This window comes from Paracidovorax citrulli (assembly GCF_900100305.1).
Lineage (GTDB): Bacteria > Pseudomonadota > Gammaproteobacteria > Burkholderiales > Burkholderiaceae_C > Paracidovorax > Paracidovorax citrulli.
In genome coordinates this window covers 25,420-41,038 of record NZ_FNEY01000022.1, presented here as the reverse complement: position 1 = coordinate 41,038, position 15,619 = coordinate 25,420, and the positions used below count along the sequence as shown (strand labels likewise).

The window sequence follows — 15,619 nt, the reverse complement described above, 5'->3', positions numbered from 1 at the left end:
ACCGGCGCCTGGCGGGCCAGGGACCGTCAGTCCGCCGTCGCCTCTTCGGGTTCCGCCGGCTCGGACTTGGCCGAGCGGTCCTTCTTCGGCAGCGGCTGGATGTCCAGCAGCACGTCGGGCGTCTCCACGCCCTTCTCGTCGGTCTTGACCTCGATGTCCACCGTCAGGCGGCCACCTTCGGTCAGGCGGCCGAACAGCAGCTCGTCGGCCAGCGCACGGCGGATCGTGTCCTGGATCAGGCGCTGCATCGGGCGCGCGCCCATCAGCGGATCGAAGCCCTTCTTCGCCAAGTGCTTGCGCAGCGGGTCGGTGAAGGTGACTTCCACCTTCTTCTCGGCGAGCTGGGTCTCCAGCTGCAGCAGGAACTTGTCCACCACGCGCAGGATGATCTGCTCGTCCAGCGGCTTGAAGTTGACGATCGCATCGAGGCGGTTGCGGAACTCGGGCGTGAACAGGCGCTTGATGTCGGCCATCTCGTCGCCGGCCTGCCGCGGGTTGGTGAACCCGATGGTGGCCTTGTTCATGGTCTCGGCGCCCGCGTTCGTCGTCATGATGATGATGACGTTGCGGAAGTCGGCCTTGCGCCCGTTGTTGTCCGTCAGCGTGCCGTGGTCCATCACCTGCAGCAGCACGTTGAAGATGTCCGGGTGCGCCTTCTCGATCTCGTCGAGCAGCAGCACCGCGTGCGGCTTCTTCGTGATGGCCTCGGTCAGCAGGCCGCCCTGGTCGAAGCCCACGTAGCCCGGGGGCGCGCCGATCAGGCGGCTCACGGCGTGGCGCTCCATGTACTCCGACATGTCGAAGCGGATCAGCTCGATGCCCAGGATGTAGGCCAGCTGCTTGGCCGCCTCGGTCTTGCCGACGCCGGTCGGGCCGCTGAAGAGGAACGAGCCGATCGGCTTGTCGCCCTTGCCCAGGCCCGAGCGCGCCATCTTGACCGCGGAGGCGAGCACTTCCAGCGCCTTGTCCTGGCCGAACACCACGCTCTTGAGGTCACGCTCGATGGTCTGCAGCTTGCTGCGGTCGTCGTTGGAGACGTTCGCGGGCGGGATGCGCGCGATCTTCGCCACGATTTCCTCGATCTCGGCCTTGCCGATGGTCTTCTTGCGCTTGCTGGCCACCAGGATGCGCTGGGCCGCGCCGGCCTCGTCGATCACGTCGATCGCCTTGTCGGGCAGGTGCCGGTCGTTGATGTACTTGGCCGACAGCTCCGCCGCCGCCTGCAGCGCCGCGGTGGCGTACTTCACGCTGTGGTGCTCCTCGAAGCGGCTCTTGAGGCCCTTGAGGATGTCCACCGTCTCGGCCACGGTCGGCTCGACCACATCGACCTTCTGGAAGCGCCGCGACAGGGCCGCGTCCTTCTCGAAGATGCCGCGGTACTCGGTGAAGGTGGTCGCGCCGATGCACTTGAGCTGGCCGCTGGAGAGCGCCGGCTTGAGCAGGTTGGACGCGTCCAGCGTGCCGCCCGACGCGGCGCCCGCGCCGATCAGCGTGTGGATCTCGTCGATGAACAGGATCGCGTTCGGCTTGTCCTTGAGCGACTTGAGCACGCCCTTGAGGCGCTGCTCGAAATCGCCGCGGTACTTGGTGCCGGCCAGCAGCGCGCCCATGTCCAGCGAATAGACCGAGGCTTCGGCCAGGATCTCGGGCACGTCGTTCTGCGTGATGCGCCAGGCCAGGCCCTCCGCGATCGCGGTCTTGCCCACGCCGGCCTCGCCCACCAGCAGCGGGTTGTTCTTGCGGCGGCGGCAGAGGATCTGGATGGTGCGCTCGACCTCGTAGTTGCGGCCGATCAGCGGATCGATCTTGCCTTCCCTGGCGGCCACGTTGAGGTTCTGGGTGTACTGCTCCAGCGGGGAAGCCTTCTCGCTGCGCTCGCCGCCGGCGCCGCCCTCCTCGGCCTCGGAGGGGTTCTCGGCCTTGGCGGGCTCCGGCGGCTCGCCCTTCTTGATGCCGTGGGCGATGAAGTTGACCACGTCCAGGCGGGTCACCCCCTGCTGGTGCAGGTAGTACACGGCGTGCGAATCCTTTTCGCCGAAGATGGCGACCAGCACGTTCGCGCCGGTCACTTCCTTCTTGCCGTTGCCGGTGGACTGCACGTGCATGATGGCGCGCTGGATCACCCGCTGGAATCCCAGCGTGGGCTGCGTGTCCACCTCGTCGGTGCCCGCCACCTGCGGCGTGTTGTCCTTGATGAAATTGGCCAGCGACGAGCGAAGATCCTCGATGTTGGCCGAGCATGCGCGCAGCACCTCGGCTGCGCTGGGGTTATCAAGCAGTGCAAGCAACAGATGCTCCACGGTGATGAACTCGTGGCGCTGCTGGCGGGCCTCGACAAAGGCCATGTGCAAGCTGACTTCCAGTTCCTGGGCAATCATGTGAACTCCTTTGTGCTTGCGGGGAAGGGATAACGATAGATCGGGACCCGGGGCCGGTTATTCAACCGGCTCGCTCAGGCATTGCAGCGGGTGGCCCGCCTTGTGCGCGGCTTCGCGCACCTGTTCGACCTTGGTGGCGGCCACGTCGCGCGAATACACTCCGCAGACGCCTTTGCCGTCCAGGTGGATCTTGAGCATGATCTGCGTGGCCGCTTCGCGGTCCTTGCCGAAGAACTCCTGCAGCACGACGATCACGAACTCCATGGGCGTGTAGTCGTCGTTCAGCATCACCACCTGGTACATCTGGGGCGGCTGGGTCCTCTGCGTGCGCCTCTCGAGCACGACCGAGCCGCCATCGTCCCGCGGCGGCGCTCCCGTGGGAGGCGTCGGGGTCATGGAGGGTGGTTTAGTTGCCATGCGGACCATTCTAGAGCGTCCGGGACAGTTTGCCCCAGAGCGAAAAAGCCCAGTGCCGGGGTGCAAATTCCGGTCTTGCGACACGGTTTCGCATGCCGTTCGGCACGGGCGGGAATCCGCCGGCGGAAGACGCACCGTCCCAGTTGCCGCCGCGCGCCGGGATTTCAAGCCCGCACCACCGTGGAACGCCCCTGCAAGCCATCTCAGCCGGCGTCGTACACGACGTTCACCATCCCGCTGCCGGCCTCCGCGCTCCAGGCCGCCAGGGCCGCGTCCGAGGGGAAGAACCGGCTGCCCTCGCCCAGTTGCAATTCGGCCACGGCCTCCTGCCCCTCGGAGCGGCAGCGCACGCCCATGCGCACGCGCAGGCCGTGCACCAGCACCTCGCCTTCGGGCGTTTCCTGGCGCTTCGGGGGGAATTCGCGCACCAGGCGCTGCACGTCCGGCGCGCAGTCGCCCACCGCCACCTGCAGGTAGCGGCCGAACTTGGCGCGCGCGCTGGCGAGATCCCAGGCCTGCATCACCTTGACGCGCAGGCCCCCGCTGAAATGGTCGAGCTGCAGCCGCCCCAGCAGCACCACGAATTCGTCCTCCTTGAGCAGGTCGCGGTGGGCATTGATCACGTTCTCGTCGGCCGAGGCCTCGATCATGGCCGACTTGTCGTCGAGCTTGAAGAGCGCCAGGCGGCCCCGCTGCCCGTTGATCACCCGGAAGTCGCTCACGATGCCTGCCATGATCTGCGGCTCGCGGCTGTCGGCCAGCTCCTCGATCGGGGTGCGCACGAAGCGGCGGACCTCCTTTTCCACCTCGTCGAACAGGTGGCCCGACAGGTAGAAGCCCACGGCGGTCTTCTCCTGGGTGAGGCGCTCCTTCACGCCCCAGGGCAGCATCTCCACCAGGGCCGGGTCCTGGGTGCTGGAGCCGTGCGCGTCGTCACCCATCATGTCGAACAGGCCGCCCTGGTTGGCGTTGGCGATCAGGGAGTTGGCGAAGTCGAAAGCCCGGTCGATCGAGGCCACGAGCGAGGCGCGGTTCATCTCGATGGCGTCGAACGCGCCCGCCTTGATGAGCGCCTCCAGCGTGCGCTTGTTCAGCCGGGTGCGGTCCACCCGCGCGCAGAAGTCGAACAGGCTGGCGAACGGTCCCTTCGTGTCGCCGCGCGGGCCCACGCCGCGGCCCTCGCGCGCGGCGATGATGGCCTCGATGGCCTGCTGGCCGGTGCCCTTGACCGCGCCCAGCCCGTAGCGGATCACCTTGTCCGTCACCGGCTCGAAGCGGTACATGCCGCGGTTGACGTCCGGCGGCTCGAAGGTCAGCCCCATCTTCATGGCGTCTTCGTACAGCACCTTCAGCTTGTCGGTGTCGTCCATTTCCACCGTCATGTTGGCGCAGAAGAACTCGGCCGTGTAGTGCACCTTGAGCCAGCCGGTATGGTAGGCCAGCAGGGAATAGGCGGCGGCGTGCGACTTGTTGAAGCCGTAGCCCGCGAACTTCTCCATCAGGTCGAAGACCTCGTCGGCCTTGTCCTGGCCGATGCCCTTCTCGGCCGCGCCCTTGCGGAAGATCTCGCGGTGCTCGGCCATTTCCTCGGCCTTCTTCTTGCCCATGGCCCGGCGCAGCATGTCGGCGCCGCCCAGGCTGTAGCCGCCCAGCACCTGGGCGGTCTGCATCACCTGCTCCTGGTACACCATGATCCCGTAGGTCTCGGCCAGCACGGGCTCGACCAGCGGATGCGGGTACTCCACCGGCTCCTTGCCGTGCTTGCGGTTCACGAAGGTGGGGATCAGGTCCATCGGGCCCGGGCGGTAGAGCGCGTTCAGGGCGATCAGGTCCTCCAGCCGGCTCGGGCGCGCCTCCTTCAGCATGCCCTGCATGCCGCGCGATTCGAACTGGAACACGGCTTCCGTCTTGCCTTCGGAGAACAGCCGGTAGGTCGGCGCGTCGTCGAGCGGGATGTTCTCGAACGCGAAGTTCTCCTGCCCCTTGTGGCGCTTCATGATGAATTCGCGGGCGATCTCCAGGATCGTCAGCGTGGCCAGCCCCAGGAAGTCGAACTTCACGAGGCCGATGGCCTCCACGTCGTCCTTGTCGTACTGGCTCACGGCCGACTCGCTGCCCGGCTGCTGGTAGAGCGGGCAGAAATCGGTGAGCTTGCCCGGCGCGATCAGCACGCCCCCGGCGTGCATGCCGATGTTGCGGGTCATGCCCTCGAGCTTCTGCGCCATCTCGATGACGGTCTTGACGTCCTCCTCCTTGCGCACGCGCTCGTAGAGCATGGGCTCGAGCTCCAGCGCGTAGTTGTTCTTGTCGCCCTCCTTCTTCACCTCGGGCGGATAGGCCAGCGTATAGGACATGCCGGGCTTGCCGGGCACCAGCTTGGAGATGCCGTCGCAGAAGGTGTAGCTCATGTCCATGACGCGGCCCACGTCGCGGATCGCCGCCTTGGCCGCCATGGTGCCGAAGGTGGCGATCTGGCTCACGGCGTTCTTGCCGTACTTGTCCTTCACGTAGTCGATCACCCGGTCGCGGTTGGACTGGCAGAAATCGATGTCGAAGTCGGGCATCGAGACCCGCTCGGGGTTCAGGAAGCGCTCGAACAGCAGGTTGTACTGCAGCGGGTCCAGATCGGTGATCTTGAGCGCGTAGGCCACGAGCGAGCCGGCGCCGGAGCCCCGGCCCGGCCCCACCGGACAGCCGTTCTGCTTGGCCCACTGGATGAAGTCCCCCACGATGAGGAAGTAGCCCGGGAAGCCCATCTTCAGGATGGTGCCCAGCTCGAACTCCAGGCGCTCCACATAGCGCGGGCGCTGCTTCTCGCGCTCGGCCTCGTTGGGGAAAAGGTGCTTCAGGCGCTCCTCCAGCCCTTCGAACGAGGCGTAGCGGAAATACTCCTCGATCGGCATGCCGTTGGGCGTGGGAAAGTCCGGCAGGCGCGGCTTGCCGAGCACCAGCGTCAGGCTGCAGCGCTTGGCGATCTCCAGCGTGTTGGCGATGGCCGTCGGCACATCGGCGAAAAGCGCCTCCATCTGCGCGCTGGATTTGAAATACTGCTCGCGGGTGAAGCGGCGCACCCGGCGCGGGTTCGCGAGGATTTCCCCTTCCGCGATGCAGACCCGTGCCTCGTGGGCCTCGTAGTCGTCGGCGGTAAGGAACTGGGTGGGCTGGGTCGCCACCACGGGCAGGTTGAGGCGCGCCGCGAGCTGCACGGCCGCCACCACCTGGGATTCGTCCTCCGGGCGCCCGGCCCGCTGCAGCTCCAGGTAGAAGCGGTGCGGGAAGATCCCGGCCAGCCGCAGCGCCACGCGTGCGGCCCCGGCTTCATCGCCGCGGGTGAAGGCCTGGCCCACCGGGCCCGCCTGCGCGCCAGACAGCGCGATGAGGTCGCCACCCAGCTCTTGCAGCCATTCCCAGGTGCACAGCGGCACGTTCTTCACGACATTGCGCGTCCAGGCGCGCGCCAGCATCTCGCAAAGGTTCAGGTAGCCCTGCCGGCCCTGGGCCAGCAGGAGGATGCGGCCGGGCGGGCCGCCGGCCGTCTCCGGCTCGATGCTGACTTCCGCGCCCAGGACGGGCTTGACGCCCTTGCCGCGGGCTTCCTTGTAGAACTTGATGGCGCCGAAAAGGTTGTGGAGATCGGTGATCGCCAGGGCCGGCTGGCCATCTTTCGAGGCCGCCTTGGCCACTTCGTCGATGCGGGCGGTGCCGTCGACGACGGAAAACTCGGTGTGCAGGCGCAAATGGACAAACATGGGGCGTATTGTAGGAATCCGCCCCATCCCGGACCGGGAGCCCGGGTGCTGCCCGGCCGGTACAATGGTCCGTTGTCCGCAGCCCGCCGCACCGCGCCGGGCCTGCGCCGGCCTCCCCTTCACCGATTGTCAGAAAGCCGCTGCCATGCCGCGTTTTTCCCTGCCGCTCTTGACCATCCTGCTTGCCGCGGGCGTGCTCGCGGGCTGCTCCAGCACCCCCGAAGACAAGACCGCGGGCTGGAGCCCCAACCGCATCTATTCCGAGGCGCGGGACGAGCTGAACAGCAACTCCTACGACAAGGCCGTGCCCCTGTTCGAGAAGCTCGAGGGCCGCGCCGCCGGCACGCCGCTCGCGCAGCAGGCCCAGCTGGAAAAGGCCTATGCCCAGTACAAGGGCGGCGAGAAGGCCCAGGCGATCGCCACGCTCGACCGCTTCATGAAGCTGCACCCCGCGAGCCCGGCCTACGACTACGCGCTCTACCTGAAGGGGCTGGTCAACTTCAACGACAACCTCGGGCTGTTCTCCTGGCTGTCGCGCCAGGACCTCTCCGAGCGCGACCAGAAGGCGGCCAAGGATTCGTTCGAATCCTTCCGCGAACTCACCACGCGCTTTCCCGACTCCCGCTACGCGCGCGACGCGCAGCAGCGCATGACGTACATCGTCAATTCGCTCGCGCAGTACGAAGTGCACGTGGCCCGCTACTACTACCAGCGCGGCGCCTACGTGGCCGCCATCAACCGCGCGCAGATCGCCCTGGCCGACTACAAGGACGTGCCCGCGCTCGAGGAAGCGCTCTACATCCTCATCAAGTCCTACGACGCGCTGGGCATGACCCAGCTGCGCGACGATGCCCAGCGCGTGATGGCCGCCTCCTACCCGCAGAGCGAATACATGCGCAACGGCTTCAAGGCGAAGGAGGAGCCGTGGTGGAAGGTCTGGTGACGGCGGCCAGGCCGCGCAGCGCCTCGTCCCACTCCGCCTCGTCCTGAATCCGGCGCATGGGCGGCAGCGCGGCCAGCAGCCGCTTGCCGTAGCCCATGGTCACCAGCCGGGCATCGGCGACCGCGAGCAGGCCCCGGTCCTGCTCGTTGCGGATCAGCCGCCCCGCCCCCTGCTTGAGCGCGATGGCCGCGTCCGGCAGCGCGAAATGCCGGAAGGCACTCTTTCCCTCCTGCTCCAGGCGCTGCGACCGCGCCTCGACCACCGGGTCGCCCGGTGGCGGGAACGGCAGCTTGTCGATCACCACCAGTTGCAGCGCATCGCCGGGCACGTCGAACCCCTCCCAGAACGAGGCGGACGCCACCAGCACGCACCCCGGGCGGTCCCCGCCGGCATCGGCTTCGCGGAAACGTTCCATGAGCCGGCGCTTGGGCCAGTCGCCCTGCACCAGCACCTCGATGCCGGAGCCGTCGGGAAAACGCTCCCGCAGCGCGTCGCCGATCGTGCGCAGCGCCTTCAACGTGGTGGTCAGCACCAGCGTGCGCCCGCCCAGCACGCGCGCGGCATCTCCCGCCCAGCGCGCCACCGCGGCCCCGTGGCCCGGGTCGGACGGGGCAGGCAGCTGGCGCGGCACGTAGAGCGCGGCCTGGGCCACGTAGTCGAAGGGGCTGGGCACCTGCAGCACGCGGGCGCCTTCCAGCCCGCAGGCCGCCGTGAACCATTTCAGCGAGGCATCGTCGCCCAGCGTGGCCGAGGTGAACACCCAGGCACGCGGGCGCCCTCCCGCGTCGCCGGAACCCGCACCGGGGAGTGCCGCAGCCCCGGGGGCCGGCAGCGCGGAACCGGGGACGGGCGCTGCCCACGGATCGGGGTCGCCGCCTTCGTCGCTCCAGGGCAGGTCGTCCGGCGCGCGGGGGGCGGCGTCCGTAGCGGCATCGGCGGACGGCTCCGCGGCCCCCTCGTGCGGAAACCACAGCCTGCGCAGCGGCTGCGCGATGTCCAGCGGAACCAGGCAGGCCCGCACCTGGTGCAGCCCGACCTCCAGCCAGCGCACCGCATCCGGCGGGGCCGGGTCCAGGAACAGGCCCAGCCGTTCCATCAACTCGACGCAGCGCTCGTGCAGCCGCACGAAGTCGGGCGCGATCTCGCTGACCGTGTCGAGCGCCGCCAGCGCCTCGCGCGCCGCGGCCGACAACCGGCCGAGTGCGTCGTCCCAGGCCGCACGCTCCACGCCATCGGGCACCGGCCCCGACCAGCGCAGGCGCGTCCCCGGCGCCCGAGTGCTCCCGGCGGCCATGCGCCAGTCGCGCGCGGCCCGCTCGAGCGCGGCGGCGGCGCCCTGCCAGTCCGCCAGGCCCCGGGCGAGCTGCAGCCCTGCCGCCAGCACGTCGCGCGCGAAGTCCAGCCAGTGGGACGAGCCCATCTGCGTGCCCATGAACTGCACGCCCGTCTCGTTGAGCTGGTGGGCCTCGTCGAACACCACCACGCGCACGCTGGGCAGCAGTTCCGCCACGCCCGATCCGCGGATGGCGTGGTCCGCGAAGAAGAGATGGTGGTTGATGACCACCACGTCGGCCGCCATCGCCTCGCGCCGGGCCTGGTACACATGGCACTCGCGAAAGCGCGGGCAGGACGAGCCCAGGCAGTTGTCGCGCGTGGAGGTGAACAGCGGCGTCGCGGCCGACCGTTCGTCCCAGCCCGGCAGTTCCGCGAGATCACCGGTGGCAGTGGCGTGCGCCCACAGTTCCGCGCGCGCGAGCACGCGGGCGACGGCCGTGTCGGCCGCCGAAGGATGCTGGCGCGCGATGCCCAGCCGGTGCAGGCACAGATAGCTGCCGCGCCCCTTGAGCAGAGCCGTGCGCGCGGGCAATGCCAGCGCCTGCAGCAGCCGGGGCAGGTCGCGGCTGTGGAGCTGGTCCTGCAGCGCTTTCGTGGCGGTGGAGATCAGCACGCGCTCCCCGCTGAGCAGCGCCGGCACCAGGTAGGCGAAGGTCTTCCCGACGCCCGTGCCGGCCTCCACGACGAGCGCCCCGCCCCGGTCGATGGTTTCCGCGACGGCCGCGGCCATGGCGGCCTGCCCCGCCCGCGGCTGGAAGCGCGCCTGCGCGATCGCCAGCGGCCCGTCTTCCGCGAAAGCGGCCGCCACCGCCTGCACAAGCGTGCCGGGATGTTCCGCCCCGGCGCTCAACTCCGGCTCCGCGGGCCGCCGCAGGCGCGAGACAGTTCACAGAAAACGCGGTACATCCCTCGATAATAGGCCCCCCGGCCGCGTGCGGCCATTCCCGGCCCCACTGCCGGCTTTTCCCTGCCCCTTCCGATACCGCTATGACCAAACCGTTTCGCCTCACTGCGTCAACCGGTATCCACAAGGGCGACCGCGACTACCAGCAGGACCAGGTGGCGCTGCTCGCGCATCCCCGGCACAACGGCTGCGTGCTCGGCGTGGTGGCCGACGGCATGGGCGGGCGCAGCGGCGGCCGCAAAGCCTCCGACCAGGTCATGATGACCGCGCGCCAGCTCTTCGAGCGCTACGCGCCCGACAGCGACGACCCGGTCGCCATGCTCCGGCACATGGTGGAAGAGGCGCACATCGTGATCCGCCTGACGGCCATTTCCGCGGAGCAGGAGCCCCACAGCACCGTGGCGGCCTTCCTCATCCATCCCCGTGGCGACTGCTACTGGGCGCATGCGGGCGACTCGCGCATCTACCACTTCCGGGGCTCGCAGCTCGTCCACCGCACCAGCGACCACTCCTACGTCCAGGCGCTGGTGGACCGTGGCGAGATCACCGAGGCCGAGGCCAACACGCATCCGCACTCGAACATCCTGGTCGGGTGCCTGGGCACCGAGAGCGACCCGCCCGTGACCATCCACACCATCGCGCAACTGGTGCCCGGCGACGCGCTGATGGCCTGCAGCGACGGGGTGTGGCATTACTTTTCGCCCGCGGAACTCGGCTCCGTCGTGGATTCGCTCACCCCGCGCGAAGCGACTGAGTTCCTCATCGAAAAAGCACGCACCCGCGCACGCGGAGGCGGCGATAACCTGTCGCTCGCCATCGTGAAGATCGAGGCGCTCGCGGAAGCCGCCCCAGGGGTGGGCGCCCGGCCCCTGCCCGCCCAGCGCTGAACCGGGCGGATGCCGGCGGCGGCCGGGCATGCCGCGGGTCTGCCCGGTCAGCGGGCCGGCGCGGAACCGGCAGGCGCCGACGGGGGGGCGGGATCGGCCGGGTCCGGCAAGGGAGCCGCGGGCTTGCGGCCCGAGGCCGCGGCCTCGGCATTGGCGCGTTCGCGCTTTTCCCGGCGCTCCCGGGCGGCCCGCTGCTTGGCCTCGTAGCGCGCCCGCGCCTCGGCGGAACGGGCCGGCTGCGTGGCGGCGCGCTCGGCCTCGGCGTTGCGGTGGGATTCCTCGCGCGCGCGCTGCTGGGCCGCACGCGAGCGCGCCTCTTCCTCGCGCTGCGCGCGGTCCTCGGGCTGGGCCCGGGACCGCGACTCGGCGCGCATGGGCGCCGGGCGTTCCCCGCTTTCGATCTTCTGGCGCTGCTCGGCCTGCTTCTGCTCGATGGACTGCATCCGCAGGGCGGCTTTCTCGCGCCGCTTCGCGTTGTTCAGTTCCACCTCCCGCTTGCGCAGCACCGCCTCCGCATCGCGCACCTGGGAGCGCACCGTTCCCAGGCAGGATTCCACGGAAAAGCGCTGGTAGCAGACCGCCTCCTCCTTCTTCTTGCGCGCATCGAGCGCGGCCCGCTCTTCCTGGATGCGCGCGCGCTCCGCGGTCCTGGCCGCCTGCGCGGCCTCGAACGCGGCACGGGCCTGCTCGGCATCGCCCTGGGCTGCGGCCGCCGCCACCGGGCCGGCAACGGTCAGCAGCGCCCAGGACACCGCCAGGGCGAGGGCGCGGAGAAGGGAAGGCAGTGAAGAGTTCGTCATGCGTAAATCCTTTGCGGGCGACTTCAGGTCAGCCCCGTGTCCACCACCCGGCGCTCGAGCGCCAGGAACTCCCTGGACTGCATTTCATTGAGGCGGGATACGGTACGGGGAAACTCGTGCGCGAGCGGCCCCTCGGTGTAGAGCTGCTCGGGCGGCACGGCGGCCGACATGATGAGCTTGACGCGCCGGTCGTAGAGCACGTCCACCAGCCAGGTGAAGCGCCGGGCCGGGGATGCCATCGCCACGGGCATGTAAGGCACGTTCGACAGCAGCACGGTATGGAACTGCGACGCGATTTCCAGGTAGTCGTTCTGCGAGCGCGGACCGCCGCACAGCACGTCGAAATCGAACCACACCACGCCGCCGGCCTTGCGGCGCGCCCGGATCTCGCGCGCCTCGATGTGCAGCACCGGATCCTCGTCGCGGCTTTCGGCGAGCTGGTCGAAGGCGGCCTCCATCTCGGCCTCCGCCTGCGGCCCCAGCGGACAGTGGTAGAGCCGGACCTGCTCCAGCGTGCGCCGCCGGTAGTCGGTGCCGTTGTCCACGTTCACCACCTCCAGCTTCTGGTTGAGCAGGTCGATGGCCGGCAGGATGCGGTCGCGGTGCAGGCCGCCCGGGTACAGGTCGTCGGGCTTGAAGTTGGACGTGGTGACGAAGCCCACGCCGTTGTCGAACAGCGCCGCCAGCAGGCGGTGCAGGATCATGGCGTCCGTGATGTCCGCCACATGGAATTCGTCGAAGCAGATGAGCTTGTAGCGCCTGGCGATGCGCTCGCCCAGCACGTCCAGCGGGTTCACGGTGCCCTGCAGGCCCGCCAGTTCGCGGTGCACCTCGCGCATGAACTCATGGAAATGCAGGCGCACCTTGCGGCGGATGGGCACCGCGTTGAAGAAGCAGTCCATCAGGAAGCTCTTGCCGCGGCCCACGCCGCCGTACATGTACACGCCGCGCGGCACGTCGGGGCGGTTGATGAGCTTCTTCAGGGCGTTGGAGCGCTTTTCCTTGTAGGCGGCCCAGTCGTCCGCGCAGCGCTGCAGCGCCTCGACGGCCCTCAGCTGGGCCGGGTCGCTGCGGAACCCCTTGGCGGCCAGCTCGGCCTCATACGCCTGCTTCACGTTCACGGACGTCTCTCCCACGCAATCGATCAACGCATCCACATGAAAAACAACGGCTGCCGGCACGCGGATGCGCGCGCCGGCAGCCCGGGGGAGCGCGGCGCGCTCCCGATCGGCGCGCGATCAGAAGTTGAGCGTGCGCTTGTCCACGGCCAGGGCCGCTTCCTTGGTCGCCTCGGACAGCGAGGGGTGGGCGTGGCAGATGCGCGCGATGTCTTCGGCGCTGGCCTTGAACTCCATGGCCACCACGGCCTCGGAGATCAGCTCGCTGGCCATCGGGCCCACGATGTGCACGCCCAGGATCTCGTCCGTGACCGCATCGGCCAGGAACTTGACCATGCCGGTCGTGTCGCCCAGCGCGCGGGCACGGCCGTTCGCCAGGAACGGGAACGTGCCAGCCTTGTACTGCACGCCGTCGGCCTTGAGCTGCTGCTCGGTGCGGCCCACCCAGGCGATCTCGGGGCTGGTGTAGATGACCCAGGGGATGGTGTTGAAGTTCACGTGGCCGTGCTGGCCCGCGATGCGCTCGGCCACCGCCACGCCCTCTTCCTCGGCCTTGTGCGCCAGCATCGGGCCGCGCACCACGTCGCCCACCGCCCACACGCCGGGCAGGTTGGTCCTGCAGTCGGCATCGACCACGATGGCGCCGCGCTCGTCGAGCTGCAGGCCCACGGCCTCGGGATTCAGGCCGATGGTGTTGGGCACGCGGCCGATGGAGACGATGAGCTTGTCCACCGCCAGCTCGCGGGCTTCGCCCTTGGCGTCGGTGTAGGCCACCGTGACGCCCTCGCCGCCGGTCTTGATCTCGCCGATCTTCACGCCCAGCTCGATCTTCAGGCCCTGCTTGTCGAAGGCCTTCTTGGCTTCCTTGGCGATCTGCTCATCGACAGCGCCCAGGAACGTCGGCAGGCCTTCGAGCACCGTCACGTCGGCACCCACGCGGCGCCACACGGAGCCCATCTCCAGGCCGATCACGCCGGCACCGATCAGGCCCAGCTTCTTCGGCGTGGCGCCGATGCGCAGCGCGCCGTCGTTGGAGAGCACCTTCTCTTCGTCGAAGGGCACGCCGGGCAGCGCGCGGGGGTTGGAGCCCGTGGCCACGATGATCTGCTTGCCCACCAGGGTTTCCTGCGCGGCGCCGGCCACCTGGATCTCGTAGCCGCCCTCCGCGGCCTTCACGAAGGAGCCGCGGCCATGGAAGAAGCTGACCTTGTTCTTCTTGAACAGGTAGAGGATGCCGTCGTTGTTCTGCTTCACGACGGCGTCCTTGCGGCCGATCATCTTGGCCACGTCGATCTTCACATCGGTGGCCGTGATGCCGTGCTCGGCGAAATGCTTGTTGGCATGCTCGAAATGCTCGGAGGACTGCAGCAGCGCCTTGGAGGGGATGCAGCCCACGTTCGTGCAGGTGCCGCCGGGCGCGGGGCCGCCCTTCTCGTTCTTCCACTCGTCGATGCAGGCCACGTTGAAGCCCAGCTGGGCGGCGCGGATGGCGGCGATGTAGCCACCGGGACCGCCGCCGATGACGATGACGTCGAATTGTTTGCTCATGTCGTTCTCACTGTGTCAGTTGGAGAAAGACCCACTGCCCGGCTGGCCGGGGCCAACCATGCATGTGGGTCCGTCAATGGATTTCGGTCTTCACGGCGCTGTGCAACACCCCTGCCCACGCCATGCGCGGAGCCCAGGCCAGCGACCGCCGCGCAAGGGCCGCCCCGCAGCGCTGGCGGTGTCCCCCTTCCCGGATTGCGCAGCAAGCCGAGAGAAGGGGGAAGGCGCAAGGCGCCTCAGGGGGTTGGTCCATCAAATATCGAACAGCAGGCGGGCCGGATCTTCCAGCGCGTCCTTCATCGCCACCAGGCCCAGCACGGCTTCGCGGCCGTCGATGATGCGGTGGTCGTACGACATCGCCAGGTAGTTCATCGGGCGCACCACGATCTGGCCGTTTTCCACCACGGCGCGGTCCTTGGTGGCGTGCACGCCCAGGATGGCCGATTGCGGCGGGTTGATGATGGGGGTGGACAGCATCGAGCCGAAGGTGCCGCCGTTGGAGATCGAGAACGTGCCGCCGGTCATCTCCTCGATGCCGAGCTTGCCTTCCTGGGCCTTCTTGCCGAACTCGGCGATCTTCTTCTCGATGTCGGCGAAGCTCATCTGGTCGGCGTTGCGCAGGATCGGCACCACCAGGCCACGGGGCGAACCGACGGCGATGCCGATGTCGAAGTAGCCGTGATAGACGATGTCGTTGCCGTCCACCGAGGCATTCAGCACCGGGAACTTCTTGAGCGCGTGCACGGCCGCCTTCACGAAGAAGCTCATGAAGCCCAGCTTGGTGCCGTGCTCCTTGGTGAAGCTGTCCTGGAACTTCTTGCGCAGTTCCATCACCGGGGCCATGTTCACCTCGTTGAAGGTGGTCAGGATGGCGTTGGTGGACTGCGACTGCAGCAGGCGCTCGGCGATGCGGGCGCGCAGGCGGCTCATGGGCACGCGCTGCTCGGGGCGGTCGCCCAGGTTCGGCGCGGCGGGCGATGCCACCTGGGGCAGCGCCTTGGTGGGCACGCCCGTGGGGATGGCGCCCGGGGCGGCGGCAGGCTTGGCGGCAGCACCGCCGGCCACGGCAGCCAGCACGTCGCCCTTGGTCACGCGGCCGTCCTTGCCGGTGCCGGACACGGCCGAGACGGAGAGGTTGTTGTCGGCCAGCAGCTTGGCGGCGGCGGGCATGGCCACGTCACCCTTGGAGCCGCCCGCGGCAGGGGCGGCGTCGGCCGCTGCGGCGGCCACGGCGGGCGCCTGGGCGGCGGCGGTCGGGGCGGACTGCGCGGGCGCGGCGGCGGCACCGGCCTTGCCTTCGGTGTCGATCTTGGCGATGACCTGGTCGGCCACCACGGTGGCACCGTCGCCCTGCACGATCTCGGCCAGCACGCCGGCGGCCGGCGCGGGCACTTCGAGCACGACCTTGTCGGTTTCGATCTCGATCAGGATCTCATCGATGGCGACGGCCTCGCCGGCCTTCTTCTTCCAGGAGAGCATCGTGGCCTCGGCCACGGATTCGGACAGTTGGGGGACTTTGACTTCTACGATAGCCATGACG

10 protein-coding genes are annotated in these 15,619 nt (G+C 68.9%); 2 read left to right on the top strand and 8 right to left on the bottom strand.

Going from position 1 to position 15,619, the window contains the following annotated elements:
- Window positions 1–26: 26 nt before the first annotated feature.
- From clpA to dnaE, 3 genes are all read right to left on the bottom strand, one after another.
- Complete coding sequence (clpA, locus tag BLR99_RS14995; protein ID WP_017438384.1) at window positions 27–2,378, bottom strand: ATP-dependent Clp protease ATP-binding subunit ClpA; 2,352 nt, start codon at window positions 2,376–2,378, stop codon at window positions 27–29.
- A gap of 57 nt (window positions 2,379–2,435) precedes the next feature.
- Window positions 2,436–2,795 (bottom strand): ATP-dependent Clp protease adapter ClpS, encoded by a 360-nt coding sequence (gene clpS, locus BLR99_RS14990; RefSeq protein WP_170838053.1) that lies wholly within the window; start codon window positions 2,793–2,795, stop codon window positions 2,436–2,438.
- Window positions 2,796–2,998: 203 nt separating this feature from the next.
- Window positions 2,999–6,544 carry a DNA polymerase III subunit alpha gene (dnaE, locus tag BLR99_RS14985; RefSeq protein WP_017438386.1) on the bottom strand — a complete coding sequence of 1,182 codons (3,546 nt, stop codon included), beginning with the start codon at window positions 6,542–6,544 and terminating at the stop codon, window positions 2,999–3,001.
- A gap of 145 nt (window positions 6,545–6,689) precedes the next feature.
- On the opposite strand from dnaE, the gene BLR99_RS14980 reads away from it, so the two are divergent.
- Complete coding sequence (locus tag BLR99_RS14980; RefSeq protein ID WP_011796309.1) at window positions 6,690–7,487, top strand: outer membrane protein assembly factor BamD; 798 nt, start codon at window positions 6,690–6,692, stop codon at window positions 7,485–7,487.
- Here BLR99_RS14980 and BLR99_RS14975 read toward each other — a convergent pair.
- The gene (locus tag BLR99_RS14975) at window positions 7,450–9,672 is read right to left on the bottom strand and encodes an ATP-dependent DNA helicase (RefSeq protein WP_011796310.1); all 2,223 of its coding nucleotides are present in this window, start codon (window positions 9,670–9,672) and stop codon (window positions 7,450–7,452) included. The two genes, BLR99_RS14980 and BLR99_RS14975, sit on opposite strands and share 38 nt — an antisense overlap.
- Before the next feature lie 137 nt (window positions 9,673–9,809).
- On the opposite strand from BLR99_RS14975, the gene BLR99_RS14970 reads away from it, so the two are divergent.
- Complete coding sequence (locus tag BLR99_RS14970; protein ID WP_011796311.1) at window positions 9,810–10,613, top strand: PP2C family protein-serine/threonine phosphatase; 804 nt, start codon at window positions 9,810–9,812, stop codon at window positions 10,611–10,613.
- 47 nt (window positions 10,614–10,660) lie between these two features.
- On the opposite strand, the gene BLR99_RS14965 is transcribed toward BLR99_RS14970, so the two are convergent.
- The 4 genes from BLR99_RS14965 to odhB form a co-directional block, all read right to left on the bottom strand.
- The gene (locus tag BLR99_RS14965; protein WP_046060083.1) at window positions 10,661–11,413 is read right to left on the bottom strand and encodes a hypothetical protein; all 753 of its coding nucleotides are present in this window, start codon (window positions 11,411–11,413) and stop codon (window positions 10,661–10,663) included.
- A gap of 23 nt (window positions 11,414–11,436) precedes the next feature.
- Window positions 11,437–12,534, bottom strand: coding sequence for a cell division protein ZapE (gene zapE / locus BLR99_RS14960; protein WP_011796313.1), 1,098 nt, complete (start codon window positions 12,532–12,534; stop codon window positions 11,437–11,439).
- A gap of 117 nt (window positions 12,535–12,651) precedes the next feature.
- Window positions 12,652–14,079: a dihydrolipoyl dehydrogenase gene (gene lpdA, locus BLR99_RS14955; protein WP_011796314.1), complete on the bottom strand. Its 1,428-nt coding sequence runs from the start codon at window positions 14,077–14,079 to the stop codon at window positions 12,652–12,654.
- A gap of 252 nt (window positions 14,080–14,331) precedes the next feature.
- Entirely contained in the window at window positions 14,332–15,615 is a 1,284-nt protein-coding gene (gene odhB / locus BLR99_RS14950) for a 2-oxoglutarate dehydrogenase complex dihydrolipoyllysine-residue succinyltransferase (protein ID WP_011796315.1), read from the bottom strand.
- Window positions 15,616–15,619 lie beyond the last annotated feature (4 nt).